General features: G+C 29.4%; 28 protein-coding genes. 2 read left to right on the forward strand and 26 right to left on the reverse strand.

Translation table 11 applies throughout. The features are described from left to right. Positions 1–101: 101 nt before the first annotated feature. From ACTG44_RS12815 to ACTG44_RS12835, 5 genes are all read right to left on the reverse strand, one after another. Positions 102–641: a 2-oxoacid:acceptor oxidoreductase family protein gene (locus ACTG44_RS12815; RefSeq protein WP_021385325.1), complete on the reverse strand. Its 540-nt coding sequence runs from the start codon at positions 639–641 to the stop codon at positions 102–104. Positions 642–653: 12 nt separating this feature from the next. Further along, positions 654–1,373, reverse strand: a complete 720-nt coding sequence (locus tag ACTG44_RS12820; protein ID WP_021385321.1) for a thiamine pyrophosphate-dependent enzyme — start codon at positions 1,371–1,373, stop codon at positions 654–656. Positions 1,374–1,375: 2 nt separating this feature from the next. Further along, positions 1,376–2,452: a 3-methyl-2-oxobutanoate dehydrogenase subunit VorB gene (vorB, locus tag ACTG44_RS12825; protein ID WP_479920550.1), complete on the reverse strand. Its 1,077-nt coding sequence runs from the start codon at positions 2,450–2,452 to the stop codon at positions 1,376–1,378. A gap of 29 nt (positions 2,453–2,481) precedes the next feature. Beyond that, positions 2,482–2,679: a 4Fe-4S binding protein gene (locus ACTG44_RS12830; RefSeq protein ID WP_003416663.1), complete on the reverse strand. Its 198-nt coding sequence runs from the start codon at positions 2,677–2,679 to the stop codon at positions 2,482–2,484. Positions 2,680–2,968: 289 nt separating this feature from the next. Then, positions 2,969–3,736 carry an IclR family transcriptional regulator gene (locus ACTG44_RS12835; protein ID WP_021385347.1) on the reverse strand — a complete coding sequence of 256 codons (768 nt, stop codon included), beginning with the start codon at positions 3,734–3,736 and terminating at the stop codon, positions 2,969–2,971. 283 nt (positions 3,737–4,019) lie between these two features. Between ACTG44_RS12835 and ACTG44_RS12840 the strand changes: the two genes are divergently transcribed. After that, the gene (locus ACTG44_RS12840) at positions 4,020–5,567 is read left to right on the forward strand and encodes a nitrite/sulfite reductase (RefSeq protein ID WP_479920551.1); all 1,548 of its coding nucleotides are present in this window, start codon (positions 4,020–4,022) and stop codon (positions 5,565–5,567) included. Between the two features lie 72 nt (positions 5,568–5,639). Here the strand turns inward: ACTG44_RS12840 and glyS are convergent, their stop codons facing one another. From glyS to prmA, 21 genes are all read right to left on the reverse strand, one after another. Further along, positions 5,640–7,706 carry a glycine--tRNA ligase subunit beta gene (gene glyS / locus ACTG44_RS12845; RefSeq protein WP_479920552.1) on the reverse strand — a complete coding sequence of 689 codons (2,067 nt, stop codon included), beginning with the start codon at positions 7,704–7,706 and terminating at the stop codon, positions 5,640–5,642. Next, positions 7,706–8,584: a glycine--tRNA ligase subunit alpha gene (gene glyQ, locus ACTG44_RS12850; protein ID WP_021385338.1), complete on the reverse strand. Its 879-nt coding sequence runs from the start codon at positions 8,582–8,584 to the stop codon at positions 7,706–7,708. Before glyQ ends, glyS begins: the two co-directional genes overlap by 1 nt. Before the next feature lie 159 nt (positions 8,585–8,743). Next, the gene (locus ACTG44_RS12855) at positions 8,744–9,343 is read right to left on the reverse strand and encodes a DUF4342 domain-containing protein (RefSeq protein ID WP_021385335.1); all 600 of its coding nucleotides are present in this window, start codon (positions 9,341–9,343) and stop codon (positions 8,744–8,746) included. Continuing rightward, positions 9,336–10,109, reverse strand: a complete 774-nt coding sequence (gene recO, locus ACTG44_RS12860) for a DNA repair protein RecO (RefSeq protein WP_021385310.1) — start codon at positions 10,107–10,109, stop codon at positions 9,336–9,338. The genes ACTG44_RS12855 and recO overlap by 8 nt, the downstream gene beginning before the upstream one ends. Beyond that, entirely contained in the window at positions 10,075–10,230 is a 156-nt protein-coding gene (locus ACTG44_RS12865) for a YqzL family protein (protein ID WP_003416649.1), read from the reverse strand. Before ACTG44_RS12865 ends, recO begins: the two co-directional genes overlap by 35 nt. 72 nt (positions 10,231–10,302) lie before the next feature. Continuing rightward, positions 10,303–11,682, reverse strand: a complete 1,380-nt coding sequence (gene mgtE, locus ACTG44_RS12870; protein ID WP_479920553.1) for a magnesium transporter — start codon at positions 11,680–11,682, stop codon at positions 10,303–10,305. A gap of 11 nt (positions 11,683–11,693) precedes the next feature. Beyond that, positions 11,694–12,587: a GTPase Era gene (gene era / locus ACTG44_RS12875; RefSeq protein ID WP_021385319.1), complete on the reverse strand. Its 894-nt coding sequence runs from the start codon at positions 12,585–12,587 to the stop codon at positions 11,694–11,696. A gap of 57 nt (positions 12,588–12,644) precedes the next feature. Then, entirely contained in the window at positions 12,645–13,046 is a 402-nt protein-coding gene (locus ACTG44_RS12880) for a cytidine deaminase (RefSeq protein ID WP_021385346.1), read from the reverse strand. A gap of 118 nt (positions 13,047–13,164) precedes the next feature. Then, positions 13,165–13,884, reverse strand: a complete 720-nt coding sequence (locus ACTG44_RS12885; RefSeq protein WP_021385290.1) for a diacylglycerol kinase — start codon at positions 13,882–13,884, stop codon at positions 13,165–13,167. A 5-nt stretch (positions 13,885–13,889) separates the two neighbouring features. After that, a complete protein-coding gene (ybeY, locus tag ACTG44_RS12890) occupies positions 13,890–14,351 on the reverse strand; it encodes an rRNA maturation RNase YbeY (RefSeq protein WP_021385287.1) in 462 nt (153 codons plus the stop codon). Between the two features lie 56 nt (positions 14,352–14,407). Continuing rightward, positions 14,408–15,424 (reverse strand): PhoH family protein, encoded by a 1,017-nt coding sequence (locus tag ACTG44_RS12895; protein WP_021385298.1) that lies wholly within the window; start codon positions 15,422–15,424, stop codon positions 14,408–14,410. A 37-nt stretch (positions 15,425–15,461) separates the two neighbouring features. After that, positions 15,462–16,796 (reverse strand): sporulation protein YqfD, encoded by a 1,335-nt coding sequence (yqfD, locus tag ACTG44_RS12900; protein WP_021385305.1) that lies wholly within the window; start codon positions 16,794–16,796, stop codon positions 15,462–15,464. Between the two features lie 12 nt (positions 16,797–16,808). Next, entirely contained in the window at positions 16,809–17,045 is a 237-nt protein-coding gene (locus tag ACTG44_RS12905; RefSeq protein ID WP_021385288.1) for a YabP/YqfC family sporulation protein, read from the reverse strand. A gap of 216 nt (positions 17,046–17,261) precedes the next feature. Further along, complete coding sequence (gene hpf / locus ACTG44_RS12910) at positions 17,262–17,825, reverse strand: ribosome hibernation-promoting factor, HPF/YfiA family (RefSeq protein ID WP_021385351.1); 564 nt, start codon at positions 17,823–17,825, stop codon at positions 17,262–17,264. A 192-nt stretch (positions 17,826–18,017) separates the two neighbouring features. Then, positions 18,018–18,515 carry a TspO/MBR family protein gene (locus ACTG44_RS12915; protein WP_479920554.1) on the reverse strand — a complete coding sequence of 166 codons (498 nt, stop codon included), beginning with the start codon at positions 18,513–18,515 and terminating at the stop codon, positions 18,018–18,020. A gap of 110 nt (positions 18,516–18,625) precedes the next feature. After that, positions 18,626–19,069 carry a GatB/YqeY domain-containing protein gene (locus ACTG44_RS12920; RefSeq protein ID WP_054271053.1) on the reverse strand — a complete coding sequence of 148 codons (444 nt, stop codon included), beginning with the start codon at positions 19,067–19,069 and terminating at the stop codon, positions 18,626–18,628. A 29-nt stretch (positions 19,070–19,098) separates the two neighbouring features. Continuing rightward, a complete protein-coding gene (rpsU, locus tag ACTG44_RS12925) occupies positions 19,099–19,278 on the reverse strand; it encodes a 30S ribosomal protein S21 (RefSeq protein WP_003416618.1) in 180 nt (59 codons plus the stop codon). A gap of 163 nt (positions 19,279–19,441) precedes the next feature. After that, positions 19,442–19,792 (reverse strand): histidine triad nucleotide-binding protein, encoded by a 351-nt coding sequence (locus ACTG44_RS12930; protein ID WP_021385324.1) that lies wholly within the window; start codon positions 19,790–19,792, stop codon positions 19,442–19,444. A gap of 42 nt (positions 19,793–19,834) precedes the next feature. Continuing rightward, positions 19,835–21,133 (reverse strand): tRNA (N(6)-L-threonylcarbamoyladenosine(37)-C(2))-methylthiotransferase MtaB, encoded by a 1,299-nt coding sequence (gene mtaB, locus ACTG44_RS12935; RefSeq protein ID WP_479920555.1) that lies wholly within the window; start codon positions 21,131–21,133, stop codon positions 19,835–19,837. 1 nt (position 21,134) lies between these two features. Further along, the gene (locus ACTG44_RS12940) at positions 21,135–21,893 is read right to left on the reverse strand and encodes an RsmE family RNA methyltransferase (RefSeq protein ID WP_021385323.1); all 759 of its coding nucleotides are present in this window, start codon (positions 21,891–21,893) and stop codon (positions 21,135–21,137) included. An 18-nt stretch (positions 21,894–21,911) separates the two neighbouring features. Beyond that, positions 21,912–22,859, reverse strand: a complete 948-nt coding sequence (gene prmA / locus ACTG44_RS12945) for a 50S ribosomal protein L11 methyltransferase (protein WP_021385334.1) — start codon at positions 22,857–22,859, stop codon at positions 21,912–21,914. A 363-nt stretch (positions 22,860–23,222) separates the two neighbouring features. Between prmA and ACTG44_RS12950 the strand changes: the two genes are divergently transcribed. Next, positions 23,223–24,332, forward strand: coding sequence for an ABC transporter ATP-binding protein (locus ACTG44_RS12950; protein ID WP_479920556.1), 1,110 nt, complete (start codon positions 23,223–23,225; stop codon positions 24,330–24,332). Positions 24,333–24,353: the final 21 nt, after the last annotated feature.

A 24,353-nucleotide genomic window follows, 5' to 3' on the forward strand; every position in this document is an offset into this window, starting at 1 on the left:
ATCTTTGTACCACTACTCAGAACGACGTTCTATATTTTATTAATTAAATACTAACATATAAAAATAAGTATTTCAATAATTATTTTAAATATTTAAAATATTCACTTATAATCGTACCCAGCTTCAAATGCTTCTATATTTTTGGCATTAAACTTGCCTTTTCCTTGATTTTCAAAGTATTCACACATTCCACTTTCAAATTCTTCCTTTGTAAATAAGTCTAAATTCTTTACCATAACTCCTAGCATACAAATGTTAGCAGCTTTTTCATTACCTAAATTTTGTGCAATTTCAGTAACAGGTACTTTTATAACGTTAATATCTTCTCTATATTTTCTATCCTTACTTACTAATGATTCATTGACAAACATATAACCATTTGCTTTCATTAAACTTTCATATTTATCCACTGATACACTATTCATTCCCAATAATATATCTGGATTTTTTACACAAGGATTTGCAATTTTTTCATCGCTTACAACAACATTACAATTTGCACTTCCTCCCCTCATTTCATTTCCGTAAGATGGGAACCATGTAATTTTCTTATCTGCTTTATATGCAACATACATTATAATTTTTCCTGCTGTAAGAACTCCCTGTCCTCCAAAACCAGCACATATGATTTCATTTAACATATCATTTCCTCCCTAATCAATAAATTCTCCAAGTGGATACTTTGGAACAAGTTCATTTTCGATTCTCTTCATTGCATCTACTGGCTTTAATCCCCAGTTTGTTGGACATGGTACAAGTACTTCTATTAAGCAAAAACCTTTCTTTTCTTTTTGTTTTTCTAGTGCTTTTTTGATGTATCTTTTTGTTGTATTTATTTCTTTAGGGTTAGTTATTGTTCCTCTTGCTAGATACGCTATATCCAAATTACCCATAACTTTTACAACATCAAATGTTGAACCATGATCTGCGTAATTTCTACCATTTGGAGTAGAAGCTGTATATTGACCTTCTATAGTAGTTGGAGCCATTTGACCTCCAGTCATTGCAAACATATTATTGTTCATAACAAGAAATATTACATTATCATTTCTAGTAGCAGCTGACATAGTTTCCCCAAGCCCTATCGCATAAGCTCCACCATCTCCAGCTATTGTAAATATATATTTATCTGGTCTAACTCTTTTCATAGCTGCCATTGCTGCACCCATTTTACCATGTGGTGGAACGACAACATCTACATTCATACTAAATTGAAACATATGATTACAACCTATATCTGAGCATATAATTGTATCTTGACATATATCCATTTCTGTTAATACTTCTCCAATGATTCTATCGACTATAGAATGTCCACAGCCTCCACAGAACATATTTTCACACATCATTATTGCTGGTGCTTTTTTAGCCATAATTAAAATACCTCCTCTTGCTTAGCTTTTCCATCTATAATCTCTTGAGCAAAATCTATTAATTGATTTACTTCTGCCATATATTGAGCTGTTGCTACTGAATATACTGGGAATCTATTATCACATGCTATAATTACATCTTCCTTCATTTGTGCCATCATGTTCATTTCAACTGTTACAAGACCTTTTAATGAATCATTCAATTTTTTAAATGCTTTTCTTGGATAAGGCCACAATGTTTTTGGTCTTATTAATCCTAATTTTATTCCTTTTGCTCTAGCATCTCTAACTGCACCTTCTGCTATTCTTGATGAAATCCCATATGCTACAAATACTACATCAGCATCTTCTATCTCTATTTCTTCCCATCTTTGCTCATTTTCTTGAACTTTTCTCATTTTTTCTATATAGCCTTTTTGCCATATATCTTGGTCTTCAAAATATGTTATATCAGTTATAACTTTATTTTTTTCTCCTACAGGTGTTCCTTTTGCTGCCCATGGAGCTTTATCCTTATCGTACTCTTTCATTGGTGGAGCTAGACAAGGTTCTACCATTTGACCTATTGTAGCATCAGAAAGTATAAGCACTGGATGCATATATTTCTCAGCTAATTCAAAAGACTCATATGCCATATCCATATTTTCTTGAACACTATTAGGTGCCAATACAATCAAATGATAATCTCCATTTCCTCCACCTTTTACAGCTTGCCAATAGTTGTCTTGACCTGCTCCTATAAATCCATCACCTATACCATATCTTTGTACACATGCTACAACTGCTGGCAAACCAGCTGACACCCAGTATGCAATACCTTCTTGTTTTAATGAAAATCCTGGTCCAGATGAAGAAGTCATAGCTCTTGCTCCAAGTGCACTTGCTCCCATAACCATATTTACACTGGCTATTTCTGATTCCCCTTGGATAAACACTCCTCCTACTTCTTTTTGTCTCCATGCCATCATCTCTAATATTTCTGATTGTGGTGTTATTGGATAACCTGCATAAAATCTACAGCCACCACGTATAGCACCTTCTGCTAAAGCTTCATTTCCTTTAATTAATAAACTCTGCATACTTTTTTCTCCCCTCCAATAAAAATAGTTTATAATATCTCAAATACTAAATCAGGACACATTGTGTAACAAGCGCCACATTGAATACATTTTTCTTCATCAACTTTGATAGTTACAAAGCCTTTTTTATTTGTGTAATCAGAAAGACTTATTGCATCTTTTTTACAAGCTTCAATACAAAGATAACACCCCTTACATCTTTCAACACTCAACTTGACTTTTTCCATTTCTCAAATCTCCCCTTTATGTAATATTTTTTTCCTTAATTTTAAATATATAATATTTATATTTTGTATAGACATTATATATGTTCTGGTGTTGTTCTGTAGTTTAGAACATCGTTCTATTTTTTTGTATTGCTTAATTAAAAGATAACACATTCGCTTATATATTTCAACAACATTTTAAATTTTAAGAATATTTAATTTTTGATTAAATAAAAAGAGGCCATATTTAAACTGATATTCATAAATAACAATTTAAATATAGCCTCTTTTTGTTGTTCGGGTTAAAAAATTATCTAAAAAGCTCGGATATACTTTTTGCAGTTTCCATAACTCTCTTAATTTTATACTCAAAGTCCCCTTCTCTCATTCTTATAGTTGGACCTGATAAACTTATTGCCGCAATAGCTTTATTATCTTTATCTAGAATAGGTGCTCCAATACAAGTTAGTCCATGTTCCAATTCTTCATCATCTATGGCATATCCCTGTTCTTTTATTTTTGCTAAAAAAAGCATCATATCATCCCAATTATCAATTGTATGTTCTGTATACTTGTGTATTGGTGTCTTTCTATATTTTTCAAAATCTATAGAATCATTAAATGCCATAAGACATTTTCCAACTGCTGAACAATAACATTCGCTACTGGAGCCAACTGAAGGATTTACTGAGAGTAGTTGATTTGAACCATATTCTTTATGTATTATGATACTTCTTGGAGAATCTTGAGCTCTTTCTTCTAATATAGATACATTAACTACTTCGTTAAATTCTTGATTTAATTTTTTCGTATATGGTTTTACTATTTCAGTCAATGACATTTTTTCTCCCACAACCATACCTATTGCATATAAATTTATTCCTAGCCAATACTTGCCATTCTCTGTGTTTTGTATAACAAAACCTTTGTTTTCAAGAGTGACTAAGGTTCTATGCACAGTACTTTTATATACTCCCATAGCCTTACTTATTTCAGTTATTCCCATTTCTCTCTTTTCATGATATAACAGCAAAATTATGTCTAGGGCTCTATCTAATGCATTTATTATTTCTCCCATATACAAGTACTCCTCCTGCGAATATTAAGTGCTATTTCAACACTCTACTAAACATTATATATTAAAATTACAAAATTATCTATTTATCTTAATTATATTTTATAAAACAAAAATATTATACTTATTTTATGAAATAAAAACAAAATATTTACTATATCTTCCTTATTTTTTTCTCCTAGTGATATTGTTCTGTTATATTTTTATCTCATCTAGATAATAATAATATATATCTCTATTATACAATAGATTTAGTTTTATACAAAACTAATAATGAGGTGAGACAATGGATAATTTTAAGGAAAGATTGTTAAATGAACTACCCAACTTTAAAGAATATTCTTTAAAGTTCTTAGATGAAGAAATAAATAAAATACAATACAAAGGCTTCTCTGGTGGATATGGAGTTTATGCTCAAAGGGACAAAAAGTCTTTTATGATAAGGCTTAGAGTATCTGCTGGAGTTTTATCCAAATATCAACTTAATAAAATTTATGAAATGGCTATTAAGCATGACTTGAATAAAATACACTTAACAACTAGACAAGCTATACAACTACATGATTTGTCTATAGACTCTATTGTTGATGTTATGGAAGAAGGAATAAAAAACGACATATTTACTAGAGGTGGCGGTGGTAATTATCCTAGAAATGTCGGATTATCTCCACTATCGGGAGTTGATCCTGATGAAGCCTTTGATGTTACTCCATATGCAGTTGCTACTGATAAATATTTTATCAAAAATGCTACTACATATCATTTACCTAGAAAATTGAAGGTTTCTTATTCTAGTTGTTATACAGATACTGCTCATTGTAGCATACAAGATTTAGGATTTGTAGCTACTTTAAAAAATGGTAAACCATATTTTAGAGTTTTCTTAGGTGGAGGTTTAGGTAAACAACCTAAGGTTGCTTTAGAGCTTGATGAACTTATAAAACCTACAGATGCACTATACTGTGTCGAAGGTATGATTAAGTTTTTTATGGCTTATGGTAATTATGAAAATAAAAATAAAGCTAGGGTTAGATATATGGTTGAAACACTTGGTGAGGAGTTATTTTTAGAAAAATTTAAAGAATATTATAAAGCAGAAAAAGAAAAAGGTAATCTTGAACTCAATGTTGAACAAATAGATTACTCAAAGCTTGGTATTAAAATAGATATACAGGATTCTAGATTGATACCCCAAAAACAGGATGGTTTATACACTGTATATATGCATCCTGTTGGAGGTATCTTGTCGACAGAAGATTTAAACATTTTACTTCAAGAATTAGATAATATTGAATCCCCTATGATTAGATTGGGAATGACAGAGGGATTATACATCTTAAATTTAAATGGAAATGAAGCAAAACGAATATTGGAAATAAGTAAGACTATTAGTTGTAATTCTCAACTAGAACAAAGTATCTCCTGTATAGGTGTTCCAATATGTCAAATGGGTATACAAAACAGTCAGAAAATGTTACATGAAATCATAGATTACTTTAGATTACAAAATAATGAAGAAGTTTTAAATAAAGCTCCTAAATTATATATATCAGGATGTTTAAATTCATGTGGTGTTCATCAAGTTGGTAGTATCGGTTTATGTGGTAAAAAGAAGAGTGTTGATGGAGTATCTACAGATGCATTTGAATTATTTGTTGGAGGAAGTTTTGAGATAGGCAAAACTAGATTAGGAAAATCTATAGGAGATTTTAAAACTAGTGATATTCCCGAAATGCTTTATAAAATATCTGAAATTTCATCAGGAAATTTTTATGAATGGATAAATTCTAATAGTGATATTTTAAACAAAATAACTGATAAGTATAAGATATAAGTTTTTGTGTTTACTTATAAAAAATGAGATAGTTATAAGCTATCTCATTTTTTGTAAATAATTTAAATTTTCTTATTTATAAACTATTTTAGATAAATCACAAATCTCTAGCATAGTATCATATATTTGTTTAAGTAGACCAAGTCTATTATTCTTGATGGCTTCGTCATTATCCATAACCATAACTGAATCAAATAAGTTATCAACTACTGGTCTTAAAGATGCAAATTCATCCAAAGCAACACCATATTTCTTATCTTTCAATAGTTCCTCAACTTTTACCTTTACTTGTTTAAACTCATTGTAAAGTTTGATTTCAGCATCTTCTTTTAATAATGATTCGTCAACTTTATCACACTCTGCTTTTTGAGCTAAAGTAGAAACTCTATTAAAAGCAGTAAGCATCTCTACTAATTCATCTTTTTCTAGCCAATTATTAAGTTCTAAAGCTCTCATGTGCATATCAGAAACATCATTTATATCAGAACTTAAAACAGCATCAACAACATCGTATCTTATTCCTAAGTCTTTAAACAGATTTTTCACTCTCTCATTGAAGAAATTCATTATTTGTTCAACAACCTCTTCTTTGTTAAAATCTAATTCAGAATAATTATCTAAAGCATGTTCAATAAGCACTTTTATATCTACTGCAACTTTTCTATCCATTAGTATACTAAGTATACCTAAAGCTTGTCTTCTTAAAGCATATGGGTCTTGAGAACCTGTTGGTTGTATTCCTATAGCAAAGAAACCTGCTATTGAATCCAACTTATCAGCTATTGATAATGCAACCCCGGCATTAGTTTTAGGAAGTATATCTCCTGCAAATCTTGGAAGATAATGTTCAAAAATAGCTTCACTTACAACATCATTTTCTCCTCCAACCTTTGCATATTCTTTTCCCATAAAACCTTGTAATTCGTCAAATTCTCCTACCATTCCAGTAACCAAGTCTGCCTTACATAACTTAGCAGCTCTTATAGCATCTGATTTTTCATCTACTAAACCTAAACTATCAAGTATATCAGCACTTAATTTTTCAAGTCTTAAAGTTTTATCATAAATAGTTCCTAGTTTTACTTGGAATACAACAGTTTTTAATTTTTCTATGTAGCTTTCTAAGTTTCTCTTAGTATCTTCTCTATAGAAAAATAAAGCATCTGCAAGTCTTGCTTCTAAAACCTTTTCGTTTCCAGCTTTAACATTATCTATTCTGTAAGAATCACCATTTCTAACAGCTATAAAGTTAGGTAATAGTTTTCCGTCTTTAAGCACAGGGAAATATCTTTGATGTTGTTTCATAGGAGTTATAACAACTTCTTTTGGTAATTTTATATAATCAGTATCAAACTCTCCATAAAAAGCAGTTGGATACTCAACTAAGTAAGTTACTTCTTCAAGTAAATCTTCATCAAATTCAACTTCTCCACCTAAAGAATTTGCAACTTCTATACATTGTTTTCTTATAATTTCTTTTCTCTTACTTTGGTCTAAAACTATATAATTTTTTTCTAATTTTTCAAGATAGTCTTCTATAGAATTTACTTCTATTGTACTTTCTCCTAAGAATCTATGACCTTTTGTTATATTAGAAGATATTATTCCTTCTAAGTCAAACTCTAATACCTTGTCATTCAACAATGTAACTATCCATCTTATAGGTCTTGCAAATTTAAGGTTTTTACCTCCCCAACGCATAGCTTTTGGGAATACTACAGATTTTATAGTCTCTGGTAATATATCTTTTAATACTTCTGAAGTCTCTTTTCCATCTTGTTTTATAGTTGCAAATATATATTCATCTTTACCAACTTGTTTAAAGTATATATCAGACTCACTTAATCCTTTGCTTTTTATAAATCCTAATGCTGGCTTTGTTAAATTATTTTCCGCATCAACAGCAATTTTTTTAGCAGGACCTTTTATTTCTTCTTCTAAGTCACTCTGTTTATCACTCAATCCTTCAACTACCAAAGTCAGTCTTCTTGGTGTACCATATGCACTTATTTTGTCAAAAGATATTCTATTTTCATCAAATAATTTGTTAAGATTGTTTTTTAATTGTTCTAGTGTACTGCCTACAAATCTAGATGGCATTTCTTCAACACCGATTTCAAATAAAAGATAATTTTTCATTATTTGTCACCGTCCTTTAAAAGAGGGAATCCCATTTCTTCTCTTTGTTTTACAAAAGTTTCTGCAACAGTCTTTGCCATATTTCTAACTCTACCTATAAATGATGCTCTTTGACTAACACCTATTGCGCCTCTTGCATCCAATGTATTAAATGCATGAGAGCATTTTAATACATAATCATATGAAGGTATTACAAGTCCTTTTTCCATAAGTCTTAATGCTTCTTTTTCATATATATCAAACAGATTAAACAACATATCTGCATCACATAATTCAAACGCATACATTGAGTTTTCATACTCAGCTTTATTAAATACTTCACCATAAGTTATTTTATCATTCCATTTTAAATCATAAACACTATCAACTTCTTGAATGTACATAGCTAATCTTTCTAATCCATATGTAATTTCTCCTGTCTCAAGCTCACATTCAATATTACCTACTTGTTGGAAATACGTAAATTGAGTTATTTCCATACCATCTAGCCAAACTTCCCATCCAAGTCCCCATGCACCAACTGTAGCAGCTTCCCAGTTATCTTCAACAAATCTTATATCATGCTCACTTGGGTCAATTCCAATTTCCTTTAAACTTTCCAAATATAACTCTTGTATATTATCTGGAGATGGCTTTAATATAACTTGGAACTGATGATGTTGATATAGTCTGTTTGGGTTTTCACCATATCTTCCATCTGCTGGTCTTCTTGAAGGTTCTACATAACATACTTGCCAAGGCTCAGGTCCTAGTGATCTTAAAAAAGTATTTGGATTCATAGTTCCCGCACCTTTTTCAATATCATAAGGTTGCATCATGATACAACCTTGCTTTGACCAGTATTTTTGCAACGCTAGTATCATCTCTTGAAAATTCATAAAAATCCCTCCTATAACAATAAAGCCTCTCGTCTACACGAAAGGCTATTTTAATAGTTCTTCTACAACTTTTAGAATATCAAATTCTATAAAATTTGTCAATGTTAGTGATAATTCTTATAATTATCTTCTCTTCATTTTTTAAAAGTCACTTTATATCTATTTATTTTCGTCTTCGTCTTCTTTATTCTTTTCAAATTCTTCTTTCATAAGGTCAGCAGTTACATCTTTATCATCTTCTTTTTTGTCAACTACTACATCCTTAACATCTTTAGCAGCATTAGTTATCATATTCTTCAAAACATGAAGTTTTTCTTCATTCAATTCACCTAAATCTACAATTTCTCCATCTTCTTCATTTTGAACTTTTATACGATATTTACTTATAACAGCAGCTGATAAGCCTACTAAAGTAGCTAATGGAACAAAAGCTAATCCAACAACCCCAACTGTTAAAGGAATGTTCATCATAGTTTTTCCATCTTTCTCAACTATCACTCTTACTACACTACTTTTTCTAAGAAGTTCTTTTAGTTGAAGTTTTATATTTTCTCCATCCTTACCAAACACTTCTTCCATAGTTTCTTTAGCAGATTTTGCTTTACAATTACAAGTATTTTTTTTATTTTCTAAATATATTACTGCCTCAATTACATCTCCATTACATACTACTAATGCTTCTTTTGCTTCTGCATAAGTTGCTCCTGGAACTCTTTCAAAGACTGAATCAACCATTTCAATAGTTATATTACTACTCATCATTATCCACTCCCTTATTATTTTTTACACTTTGTAATACGTGTAATGATTTAAAATTAATATTATCAACATAAACTTTCAAATACTTGTCTAGAATATTCTCAAGCTCATGTGTTATATATTTTGATACTTTAGCTTTACTACATGTTAAAATATCATTCTTTAATACATATTCCATAAGACTTACAGTTGTTAAGTCTAATTTTATATTATTATCAAAAAGTTTACTACACTTACTACATAGTATACCACCTTCATAGATATTAAACACAGAATTTTGTAAAATTTTACATTCACAATTAATGCATTTATTTACTATAGGTTTAAATCCTATATAGTCCAAAAACTTCAACTCGAATGCTGCTGTTATAAACCTATTATCTGTATTCTCCTGTGTATACAAATACAGTGTCTGCGCAAGTAATATAAATAGCCTATTATTAGTCTGATTTTCAAGTATAGAATTCTCAACTAATTTTGTAATATATGTAGCATAAGAAAATGCTTCTATATCATAGGATATATTATAAAAACTTTTTATTATTTCACTTTGAGTAACCTTGTACATATTACCTTGTTTTTTTAAGGTAAAATTGCTATAAGAAAATAACTGTGATGATGAAAGTAAAGAGCTCTTATTTTTTTTGGCTCCTTTTGCTATTGCAGATACTTTTCCAAGCTTTCTAGTAAATAATGTAAGTATTACGTCACTTTCCTTGTACCTTATAGCTTTAAGTACTATCCCCTGGGTGTTCAGGATTATCATCGTCTTCTTTTTTCTCCCTTACTTCTTCAATTTCTTCATGTATGTTTTTGCAATCACAGAAATATAGATATGCATCTATACTACCTGTTTTTTTAAAAACTTCCCAACTGATATTGTTCATTTTTAAAAAACCCCCTTCTTACATTTATACTTATATTTTTAGTAAGAAGAGGATAAATCATACATAAAGTTATTAAACAATTTTTGACAATAATGCCGTTGTTATTATAAAGTAAACTGCTATTCCAGTTATATCAAGAGCTGTAGATATAATTGGTGATGAAACTGTAGATGGGTCTGCATCCATTTTTTTTAATAGAACAGGCATAAATGCACCTATTGTTGCGCCCAAAACCATATTTATAAATAATGATATTGAAACAATTAGTACAATGTCTAATTTTCTCATAACAAAGTAAATTACAATACCAGTTATTATACTACACAAAAGACCTGTAATAATTCCTACAATACCTTCTCTTACCACATTACTAAAATTCAAATCTTTATTAGATAGTGTTATTACTGTAACAGATGATGATTGAGTTCCGATATTTCCACCCATACCTATTACTACAGGTATAAAGAACACTAGTGGAGCATATACAGGATTCATTATATAATCTAAGTTAGAAAGTATTAAGGAAGCCAACAATCCTCCTATTAGTGTAATAATTAACCAAGGTAATCTTCCTCTAAGTGCCGATATTGTCTGCTCTTTCAATGTAGGATTTTCTTTTTCAGCAACTTCTCTTTCATGTTCTGAACTTCCTGCAAATTTGTACATATCTTCTGTTGCTTCTTCTTCCATTACATCAATTATATCATCTACTGTTATTATTCCTTTTAATTTTTCTTGTCTATCTACTACTGGAATGGCTATTAAATTGTATTTAGATACTAATCGTACTGCTTCTTCTCTATCTTCATCTACATAAACAGAGATTATATTTTCACTCATTAAATCTTCTACTATGTTTGCATCTCTTGCGATTATTAGTTCTCTTAATGATAATACTCCAACTAGTTTTTCTTCATCATCAACTACATATATATAATAAATAGTCTCAGCTTCTTCAGCTTCTTCTCTCATATGTTCTATTGCTTCAAGAGCTGTCATATCTTTATTTATAGATATATATCCAGTAGTCATTGTTCCACCAGCAGAATCTTCATCGTAGAATAATAGCTCTTTTACATACTCAGCATTTTCTTGATTCAAAAGATTTATTATATGTTCTCTCTCTTTTTCTTCAAGCTCACTTAATTTATCTGCCATATCTCCAAGAGACATAAGTTCAAGTATATTTTTTGAGTGTTCTACGTCAAGCTTAGATAAAATACTAACAAAAAACTCTACACTACCTTCTTCTAATATAGAAGATGCCATATCTAAAGGAAGAACTTCAAATAATTGAATTTTCATGTCTTCCTCTAAATTTTCCATTATATCGAATATATCAATTATATGATATTCCTCTATTAATTCTCTTAACTCCAATACTTTATTATTAGCAATTAATGATTTTACTTCATATAATAAATCTTGGGAAGCATCCAGTTTCCTATCCATATAACCCACCTTTATTTATCATTATATCCAAAATTATTTATATAATTTTGTAAATTTCTCCAATTTTCTTTAACCTTAACCCATAATTGAAGATTTATTTGTGAACCTAAAAGTAATTCTATATCTTGTCTTGCTGATTTTCCTATTCCTTTTAGTTTCCTACCATTCTTTCCTATTATTATTCCTTTATGAGAATCTCTTTCACAATATATCACAGCAGATACATCTACTATTTCTTTATCATTTCTTGCTTTCATTTTTTCAATTTCAACAGCTACACCATGAGGTATTTCATCATTAAGATAGTGAAGAACTTTTTCTCTTATAAGTTCTGCTATTAATACTCTCTCTGGCTGGTCTGTAATCATATAATCTGGAAAATACTTTGGACCTTCTTCTAAATACTTTTGTATAACTTTTATTAGAGTATCCGTGTTTTTTCCTTTTAATGCTGATATTGGTACTATTTCTTTAAAAATGCCCTCATTGTCATACATTTTGATTATATCAAATAACTCGTCTTTTTGCTCTAATTGGTCTATTTTGTTTACAACTAGAATTATTGGTGTTTTAATACTTCTCAAGTCCTCTATTATCTTTCTATCTCCAGGACCTATTTTTTTAGAATCATCAACTACAAATAATATTAAATCTACATTTTTAAAGGCATCTGTTGCTGCCTTCACCATAAATTCACCTAACTTATTTTTTGGTTTGTGAATACCTGGTGTATCCAAAAATACTATCTGCATTTCTTCATCTGTATATACTGCTTGTATTGTATTTCTTGTAGTTTGAGGCTTATCACTCATTATAGCTATTTTTTCTCCAACTACATTATTCATTAAAGTAGATTTCCCTACATTAGGTCTCCCTACTATACTGACAAAACCTGATTTGAACATTAACTGTCTCCTAACTTTATTTATCTTCTTGTTTTAATTATTTTATATTTTTTAAATCTATTTTAAATCATTTCCAGAGAAATAGTTTGGCAACAAATCCTTTATATCGTGCTCAAAAACCTCTCCTTTAGTATATCCTGTTATTATTTTTATATCAGAACCAAACTCTATAATTACCTGCCTGCATATTCCACAAGGATATGTTTGCTCATTATTTTCTGAATTATCACTTGCTATAGCTATTTTACAGATATCTCTGTCACCTTCTGATATTGCTTTAAAAATAGCTGTTCTTTCTGCGCAATTTGTTCCACCTAATGATGCACATTCAATATTACACCCAGTATAAACTTTACCACTCTTAGTTAAAAGAGCCGCACCCACTCTAAAACCAGAGTAAGGAGCATAAGAATGTTGTCTGGCATTTTCTGCCAACTTTAACAATTCTATGTTATCCACAACATTTCCTCCTGTATACAATAATTAAAAGTTATTTTTATTTAATACTCTACATTATATCATAAAAATTTAATTAGCACAGATTTGTTTTATTTTAAATATTTTATGTACATTCATTTTAATTGTAGAACATTCCAAGCTGAAACACTAATATAGCTATTAATACACCTAACAAAGCCCCAGCTATGGTTTCCCAAAATGTATGTATTTTTCCTTCAATCCTACTTTGGGCAACTAATACAGCCATTATATATGCAAGAGTAGACGCAACAACTCTTTCAGTCATAAGTGTAATTGCAGTTGCTATAGCAAATGCTAATGCAGCATGGCCACTTGGCATACCACCTTTTAGAGGGGTTCCTGTGGAGGTCAATGCTTTTACAACCACAACAGCTATAAGAACCAATAATATACATATCAAGGTTATATGTAATTCTGATTCCCTTATCTTATAAATTAATATTCCAGATATATCTGTCAATTTATCATAAAATAATATATATCCAACCACTACTGAATTTAGTGCTGCTACTAGAACACCACCTGCTGCAACATCTTTTGCTATCTTAGCAAGTACATGGTATTCATCAGTTACCAAATCAACAGCTTTTTCTATAGCTGTATTAAACATCTCAGCAACTACAACTAAACATATGGACATTAATAACATTATCATCTCTAATTTTGAGAAGTTGAAAAACAAACTTATTATAAGTACAGCAACTGAACCTAAGTAGTGTATTTTCATATTTCTTTCAAATTTAAATGTATACAATATCCCTTCTATAGCTGCATTAAAAGCTTTAATTATACCTTGACGAGTTTTTCCTGGTTTCATAAAAACTACTCCCTTGTTATGTTTAACTTATTCAATATGTGTTCTTCTTTTTCTCTCATTTCTTTAGTATTTTCATCTGTATCATGGTCATAACCTAAAAGATGAAACATACTATGACATATTAAAAAACATACTTCTCTTTCAAAACTATGGTTATACTCTATGCTCTGTTCTAAAGCTCTTTCAAGAGATACTACTATATCTCCTAGAGATTCTTCCTCTAACTCAACATCCTCAAAATCATCACTTAAAAGAGGAAATGATAAAACATCAGTCGCTCTATCAACGCCTCTATACTCTCTATTTAACTCATGAATCTCTTTATTATCTACAAAAGAAAGACTCACTTCATAATTATCATCATATCCTTCATAATCCAAACATTCTATGATTATATCCTTTATCTTTTCAATTAACTCTTCATTTACTTCTAATTTATCTTGTCTATCATCTAATATCAAATCCATTAATTACACCTACTTTTTATTCATTAATAATGCTATACATCTATATTACTACACTTTTACTTTCTTTTGAAAGTCTTTTCCTGTATTTTCATTTTTTTGCGTTCTTCTTTTTTAAATTCTTCTCTTTTATCATGTTTCTCATATGCTCTTATTATTCTCTGTACCAGCTCATGTCTTACAACATCTCTATCTGTTAGCATTATAGACCCAATCCCTGGAACTCCTTTAAGAATTTCTGTAGCTTGTATTAGACCACTTTTCTTATTTTGTGGTAAATCTGTTTGTGTTATATCACCTGTAACTACAGCTTTAGAACCAAATCCCAATCTAGTTAAAAACATTTTCATTTGCTCAGAAGTAGTATTTTGAGCTTCATCTAATATTATAAAAGAATTGTCGAGAGTTCTACCTCTCATAAAAGCAAGTGGTGCAACCTCAATAGTACCTCTTTCCAAATATTTATTAAATTTATCAGCACCTAACATTTCAAACAGTGCATCATATAATGGTCTTAAATATGGGTCAACTTTATCCTTTAAATCTCCTGGTAAAAATCCTAGACTTTCCCCAGCTTCCACAGCTGGTCTTGTAAGTATAATTCTACTAACTTCATCTCTTTTAAAAGCTTTTACTGCCATAGCAACAGCAAGATAAGTCTTTCCTGTTCCAGCAGGTCCAACACCAAAAGTTATATCATTATTTTCTATAAGCTTTATATATTCTTTTTGACCTAATGTCTTAGGTTGAACAGCTTTCCCTCTCTGTGTTACAACAATTGTTCCCTCAAGTTCTTTTATTTTTTGTTCACTACCTTCAAGTAAAAGAGATAATGAATAAGAAATACTCTGTTTATCTAAATGTTTACCATTTGATACAGTTTGATGCAATTCATTCATAAGTTTTAATGCAGAATCTACATTTTTTTCTTCTCCAATTAAAATTATATTACCTTCTCTAAGTATCACATCTATATTTAAAGTTTTCTCTATTAATTTTACATTTTCATCAAAATTTCCAAATAATTCTCTTTCAAAACTTCCATCTGCTATTGTAAATTTTTTTTGTATTATCAATTGAATTGTTCCTCCTCAAGTTTTAAGTTTAATTTTGTTAGTTATTATTATTATTTTGGCTGTTGTTACTATTTTGATTACTATTATTTTCATTAGAATTATTTTTATTATTATCTTTAGTATCCTCATCAAAGTCATTTCTTATATCATTTAATGGTCTTTTTTCTGGATTAGAAGGAACTTCCTCTTCTCCTTCTTTTGGTTTACTTTCTTCCTTTATAAATCTTTCTGCTTCTGATTTACTAAGAGGATAAATTTTAGCAATATTTTCACTAGTTTGAACTGTTATTAAATATTCTAACATATTTTTATTAACCTTAAAGTTATGTTTTACATCTATTATTCTAGCCGAAGCGGGGATTATGTATTCTAACTCTTTTAAAGCTTTTTCAGATAATTCTTTTTTCAACTCTTCTTTATTTCTTTTTACCTCAACTTTTTTTGTTTCATAAAAGGTACTCGTCTTTATCTTTATTGGAAAAGTATAATCTCCTATAGATAATTTTTTTTCTTTATTTTCAACAACATAATTTTTATATTTTATATTTTTCCTAATTGTAAATTCTTTATCATAAAAGCTTATTGTGTATATGTTTTTCTTTTCTCCTGTCTTTTTATTTACAGTATCTACGTAACTTGCCTTTTTAGAAGATTCATAAAAAGTACTTGCCCATACTTCTGGTATTGATTTTGTATTAGCTCCATTTAGAAGCACATCTCCCTTTTGTACTATATCTCCAGATTTAATAACGGATTTACCACTTCTAGGGATTACCTTTTCTATTATACCATTTTTTAAAGCAATTACATTACAATAATTTGATTGGTCTGTAGATTTTAGGGATTCTGCTTTTTTTGTAACAGTAACAAATATATTTGTTCCTTTTACATTAATAGATAAATATGCCACATCATTAAATTTCGACATCATGTGGTCTCTGACTTCTTTTCTATCAATACTCTTCTTGTAAACTCCTGGTCTTACTCCAACCTTGTAAAGCTCACTTCTGAGAGCTTCTTTTTTTATACCTTCAGGAGATTGTATATATACATCTGTCACAAACTGCGATGTCGACATCAATAAAAATAAAGAGAGAATAGCACAAATCCACATACCTTTGTGCTTATAAATTCTTTTAATAATAAAAGGAACTCCTGTTTTTTGTTTTACCTTTATCTCAAACTTACTCCCTCTATAAATATTCTTAAATTCTTTTATATCTTGTCTATCTATATGAAACTCAATTTTAGTATTTTTTATTCTAGTTACATTGTAAACACTTATCCCATTTCTTATAAGATGATTTAAAAATTGTTCAAGTCCTACTCCTTCCACAACTATAACATAGTATCCCCTTATAAAGCTTATCAAGTGTATCTCCTCCTAATCAACATACTCCATATTGTAGATAATTCCTTTTATACCTATCTCACTATCAGTAATATACTTAAGCGAAAGTTTATCCCCAGATATTTTAATCGTTTTAACTTTAGTCTTTATTCTTATTAAATCAACTTCATACTCAAGTATTGATAGATAATTTTCTATACTAATAAACGTATTACCTGTAACAGTAACAACTGGTTGATTTACCTGTAAATCAGTGGATATTTCTAACATAAGCATTACCCCCTTAATTAATTTTATGCTTGAAATAGGTATTTATGCACTTTATTGATGTTATAACAGCTTAGTTATAAAATTTTTATACAATAAATACCCTAATAATTAATATATTATTTAAACAATAAAAAGGTAATCATATTGATAAAAAATCAACATGATTACCTTTTTATTTTTTCTTATATAAAGTCTACAATGTATACAATTTTTTTATTAATCTTGTTCTATTAAACCATATCCACCAGCTTTACGCTTATACACTATGTTTATTTCAAAATTATCTTGATTTCTAAACATATAGAAATTGTGTCCTACCAATTCCATTTGAAGTATTGCCTCTTCTGAACTCATAGGTTTTACATTAAATTTCTTTCTTCTTTCTATAACTATATTTTCATCTTCTTCATCATCATAATCATAATCATTAAATTCACTGCTGTTATCTATAAAGTCAATATTTTCAAATCTTATGCTTTTATTATTTTGACTTTTGTCTTTAACTTTAGTTTTATACTTGACAACTTGTCTACTTAATTTGTCACAAACAATGTCAATTGCTGCATATAAATCATCTTCTACATCTTCTGCTCTTATTATTTGCCCACTAATAGGAATTATTGTGACCTCAACTTTTTGTCTATCCTTTTTCGCACTTACTGTTACTTTCACTTCTGATTCAGGATCAAGGTATTTTTCTAACCTACTTAATTTTCCATCTACGTATCCTTTTATTCCGTCAGTTAATTTCATTTGTCTCCCAGATACTATTATTTGCATAAAAACCTCTCCCTTCGAGCCTTTCCAATTCTAATACTTTAATATGTTAATCTTTAAATACAATTTTGATAAATTTATTATATTTAAATTAATATTATTGTATATGAAAATGATTCTTTTTAATAGTCTATTCATTTTTTATTTGATATGATATTATTAAAAGTACAGGGTAATTTACAGAATCTTTACATTCTATTTATTAATAAACCATATAAAATAATTCAAAAATCCAGCGTAGACAAGCCACATCAAATAAACCAAATTTATGTATCCAGCTCTCTTATCTATTTTAGAAAACTTTGAAATCATTATTATAAAAACCAAAATCATTATTATTATGTCTACTAAAGCTGTAAATCGAAGTCCAAATCCAAAAAATAATATAGACCAAACAAAATTTAATGCAAGTTGTAACCCATAATAAAAGATTGCATCTCTTACTTTAGGTAAGTTATAACCCTTTCTTAATATTAAGTATGAAGATATCCCCATCAATATGTACAATACAGTCCAAACTATTGGAAAGATAAATGCTGGTGGCGCAAAGCTCGGCTTTGTAAGTTGTAAATAGTAGGTTGAAATATCTGTCCCACTAATAATCATTGTTAAAACACTACTTAAATAACCTATTATTAATGGTATAAATATGTTTATCAAAAAATTTCTAATTTCCTTTACTGATATAATCAAATTCTTCCCCTTCTTTCAAAATTTTCTTTGATTATAGATATGCTCAAATATGACTTGTTATTCTCAAAAAATATAAAAAGCCTAGAGATTTCTCTCTAGGCTATATCAATCTATTGTAAGTTTTGTTTTACCAACTTATTTATAAGTTTTCCGTCAGCTCTTCCTTTAACCTTTGGTTGGATAACTGACATTATTTTTCCCATATCCTTCATAGATGTTGCTCCTACTTCAGATATAGTAGATTTTACAATTTCTTCTAACTCTTCTTCGCTTAATTGTTGAGGTAGGTACTCTTTTAAAACTTCAATTTCAGCTTCTGTTTCTTTTATTAAGTCTTCTCTTCCAGCTTTTTCAAATTCAACTAATGCATCTCTACGTTGCTTTAATTGCTTTGCTATTACATCGATAATTCCATCTTCATCAAGCTCGACTCTATTATCAACCTCATACTGCTTTATGGAAGCTCTTATTAAAGTTACTACAGATTTTCTCACTGTATCTTTGTTTTTCATAGAAGATTTCAAATCCTCTTGTAACTTTTGCTTAAGGGACATCCCCTTCACCTCTTTATTCTTATTTACTACTATTTCTTAGCGTTTTTTCTTCTTGCTGCTTCAGCTTTTTTCTTACGCTTAACGCTTGGCTTATCATAGTGCTCTCTTTTTCTCACTTCTGACATGATGCCAGACATTGCACATTGACGCTTGAATCTTCTTAAAGCGCTGTCTAATGTTTCATTCTCTCTAACTCTTACTTCTGACATTTCTTTTTCCCTCCCTCCAATAGCGCAATTATGCTGGGACTGTAACTATGTTCTTTTTTGCATAATATGCATTACAACCTAACACTTTGTTTATTATAAACTAAATTTTTACTTTTATCAAGTATTTTTATCAAGAAGGAACTCAATTTTTCAATAATTTAGTTTAGTTTTGTCCCGCTTCGTAATTAGGAAGCTTTTTACCAGCTAAAATATGATAGTGCAAATGTTTAACTTCTTGCCCTCCATCACTTCCACAATTATTTATGATTCTGAATCCAGTTTGGTCAAAACCTTTCTCCTTAGCTATTTTATTAATAACAACATGAATATGTGACACAATGTCCATCTCTTTATCAGGAATATCAATTACACTATCGTAATGTTTTTTAGGTACTACCAATATATGGTATGGAGCAACTGGGTTTAAGTCGTTAAACGCTAAGACTTTATCATCTTCATAAACTTTAGTTGAAGGTATTTCTCCGTTCGCTATTTTACAAAAAATACAATCCATTTTTTCCACCTCCTATCTTATAAATATTATAATTTCTACATGTTATATCAAAATTCCTTCTACATATTCATCTTTTACATCATTTATTTTCACTTTTAATATCTGACCTTGTATATTTTTGTCACTTTCAACAACAACTCTTATATAATTTGACGTTAGTCCCTCAAATTTATTTCCTTCTATATTTTGTTCAAATAAAACATCTAACTCACTTCCAATAAATTTATTTGCAAATTTATTAAAATTTACTTTGCTTAAATTTAAAAGTTGTTCACTTCTAAAATGTTTCATTTGAGGGTCAACCTGATTTTCCATAGTCGCGGCTGGAGTTCCTTTTCTTGGTGAGTATTTAAAAATATGCATTTGTGAAAGCTCTATTTCTTTTAAAAACTCATATGTTTCTTTAAACTCATCATTTGTCTCTCCTGGAAATCCTACTATCACATCCGTAGTTATTGCGACATTTGGCATTTTACTTCTCAATCTGTCTACAATAGTTTTGTACTCTGAAGTTGTATATCTTCTATTCATTCTTTTTAAAGTTTCATCACATCCACTTTGAAGTGATAAATGGTAATGAGGACAAACTTTATCCATCTTTAAAACTTCATTCACAAATTCATCTGTAAATAAGATTGGTTCAACAGAACTAAGTCTAATTCTCTCTATTTTATCTATTTCATTTATTTGTTTTATTACATCAAGAAGTTTAATATCCTTATCTTTTAAATCTTTTCCATAAGAGGCAACATGTATTCCTGTTAATACGACCTCTTTATAGCCATTATTAGCCAATTTTTTTACTTCATTGACTATACTATCAATATCCCTACTTCTAACGCGTCCTCGTGCATAAGGAATTATACAGTAGGTACAAAATCTATCACACCCATCTTGTATTTTCATAAATGCTCTAGTCTTTCCATTAGTTTGACTAATTTCTATTTCTTCAAATGCTTTAACTTTCATTATGTCATCAACTGTGCTAACTTTCTTACTTGCATCTATCTTTTTAATTTCTTCAACAATCTTTCTTCTGTCATTTGTACCCATAACTAAATTTACTTCTTCTATATCCAAAATTTCCTCTGGAGATACCTGAGAATAGCATCCCACCACGGCTATTACTGCATCTGGATTTTTCTTTTTAACTCGTCTTATATATTGACGAGATTTTCTATCACTCATATGAGTAACTGTACATGTGTTTATAACATAAACGTCGGCATATTCTTCACTATTGACTTGTTCATAACCATCTTTTTCAAATAGCTCTAGCATAGCCTCAGTTTCATATTGATTGACTTTACACCCAAGTGTATAAAAAGCTACTTTTTTCAATTTATTTTTCTCCTCCTAAATCACTTAGCTCATACAAAGCTATTGTTGATGCTACAACAGAAGCTGTCTCAGTTCTCAATATTCTAGGTCCTAATGATACAACACTACAATTATCTTGTTGTACTTGTTCTATTTCTTCTTCAGAAAATCCACCTTCAGGACCTACAAAAATTCCAATACTATCTATATTAGAATCACATTTTTTAAGTGCATGCTTTATTGAAACTGTTCTTTCATTTTCATAAGGGCAAATATTTATATTATTCTTCTTCATATCTTCTAAAGCTTCTCTAAAACTTAAAACACCTCTTAGTTTTGGTATTTTACCTCTTTTACTTTGCTTTGCTGCTTCATAAATTATCCTTTCCCAACGTTCAAATTTTTTGTCTTCTTTTTTGTCATCAACTTTAGCAACACTTCTCTTCGTCTGAACTAATATTATTTCTTCTACTCCTACTTCAGTTAATTTTTGAAGTATCATCTCCATTTTTGGAGCTTTGGGAAGCCCCTGATATAACCTTATTTTAAGTGCTGATTCTCTATTTATATCAACTTTTTCTAAAATATTTAAATTAACCACACTTTTATCTATATTCGTTATCTCACAAATATACTCATTATTATCTTTGTCACATACCTCAAGCTTCTCACCTAACTTACATCTTAAGACTTTTGAAATATGTTTTACATCTTCACCTTCTATAGTGCAAGTTTTATCTTGTAGATTTATATTATTTTTTTCAACAAAAAATCTGTCCATTATACTCCACCATACCCTCTATTTTTTAAGCTTAGAAACTATTGCTGACCATTCACCTAATTTTTGAACTTCAACTATTTCAAATCCATTTTCAATTAAACTTTCTTTAACTTCTTCAACTTTATCCAGAATTATACCTGAAGATATGAATATAGCATCTTCTTTCATAAAGTTTTGTACATCTTTTGCAAGTATCTTTATTATGTCGGCTATTATATTTGCAACTATTACATCAGCTTTATCTTTTATTACATCAGTTAAATTGCCATGCATTACAGATACATTTTCTTCAACTTTATTTTCAATTACATTTTCTTTTGCAACTTTTACTGCCACTTCGTCTAAATCTACAGCTATAACTTCTTTTGCCCCTAATTTAGCTGCTGCTATTGCAAGGATTCCACTACCACAACCAATATCAAATACTTTAGAATCTTTATTTACATATTTTTCTAATTCTCTGATACACATACTAGTAGTCTCATGTGTCCCTGTACCAAATGCCATACCAGGGTCAAGCTCTATTATTAAATCCCCTTCTTGCATAGTATAATCTTCCCATGTAGGTTTTACTACTACTCTTTGTCCTACTTTTGTTGGTTTGTAATATGCCTTCCATGCATTTGCCCAATCAGCTTCATTTACTTGGTCTAATGATACACTTCCTTCACCTATATCTATACCAAAATCTTTTAAGCCTAAAACTTTTTGCTTTATTATTTCGACAAATTCCATCACATTTTTTTCTTCCGAAACGTAAGTTTTTATAAGTACGTTGTCTTCTTCATTCTTTTTAAATACTTCTTCTTCAACATAATCCCAATCTAGTTCATTTTTCTTTTGAAATAAAAAGTCTTTTGGGTCTTCTATTACAGCCCCACCAGCTCCTTGTTCATATAGTATGTTTGTTATAGGCTCAACTGCTTCTGTTGTTGTTTTTATAGTTACTTCTATCCAATTATTCATAAGTTTACCTCTCTTCTATATAGTAATATTCCTGTTTTTCCATAACTTTTATTATATCATAAATATTGTGCTTTTTTGTTTTATAAATTTTTATTAATAATATCTTAATGACGTAGACTTTTCAATTTTTACTAAATTAAGCCTAGAAGTAGTAGTCTAGAGGGCATAAATTATTAAATTCTACTAAAATAATAATAGATATCTCTTTTTAATATCTTTTGCAGATTACATAATAATCCACATTATATGTAAAAATAATAGTAACTACATTATTAAACAAAAAAGTTTAGCTATTTTACACATTTAATAGAATAAAAAAATTTGATATTATATAATTAAAATTTAAATATTAAGGAGAACACCATGTCAGAAGTAATCTTAAAAAATATATCAAAACTTTACTCTAATGGATTTAATGCAGTAAAAAATATAAATATAGATATCAATGATAAAGAATTTATCGTTTTAGTAGGTCCATCTGGTTGTGGTAAATCAACTACACTTAGAATGATTGCTGGTCTTGAAGAAATATCTGAAGGAGAACTATACATTGGAGATAAACTAGTCAATGATATAGAACCAAAAGATAGAGATATAGCTATGGTTTTTCAAAACTATGCTCTATATCCACATTTATCAGTTTATGAAAATATGGCATTTGCACTTAAACTTAGAAAATTATCCAAAGATGAGATAGATAAAAAAGTTAAAGAAGCTGCTAAAATATTAGATTTAACACCCCTTTTAAATAAAAAACCTAAAACATTGTCTGGTGGACAAAGACAAAGAGTTGCTCTAGGACGTGCAATAGTTAGAAATCCTAAAGTATTCTTAATGGATGAACCTCTATCCAACTTAGATGCAAAACTTAGAACTGCCATGAGAACAGAAATAACCAAGCTTCACCAACAGCTTGGAACTACATTTATCTATGTGACACATGACCAAGTTGAAGCTATGACTATGGCTGATAGAATCGTAGTAATGAAAGATGGAGTGGTTCAACAGATTGCAACCCCACAAGATGTATATGACTATCCAACTAATATCTTTGTTGCAGGATTCATTGGAGCACCACAGATAAATTTTATTGATGTAACATTAATAGAAGATAACAATGAAATATATGCAAAAAATGAAAATATTAAACTTAAATTAGATAAAGAAAAACACTACGATTTAATAAAAGATAATTATATTAATAATGAAGTTGTTATAGGCATCAGACCAGAAGATATTCATGTAGAAGATGCTTTTATTAAAGCCAATCCAGACACTTGTTTTAAATCAAAGATTGAAATAAAAGAACTCATGGGAGCAGAAACTTATGCTCATTTAAAACTGGGTGAAAATACGATAACAATTAGATTTGATAGTAAAAACAGAATTAATGTTGGTGATGACTTAACACTTTCAGTTGATAACAGTAGAATACACATATTTGACAAAGAAACTACTTTGGCTATAAGATAAGGATATAATCTTATTTTTAAG

The organism is Clostridioides sp. LIBA-2809 (genome assembly GCF_056688965.1).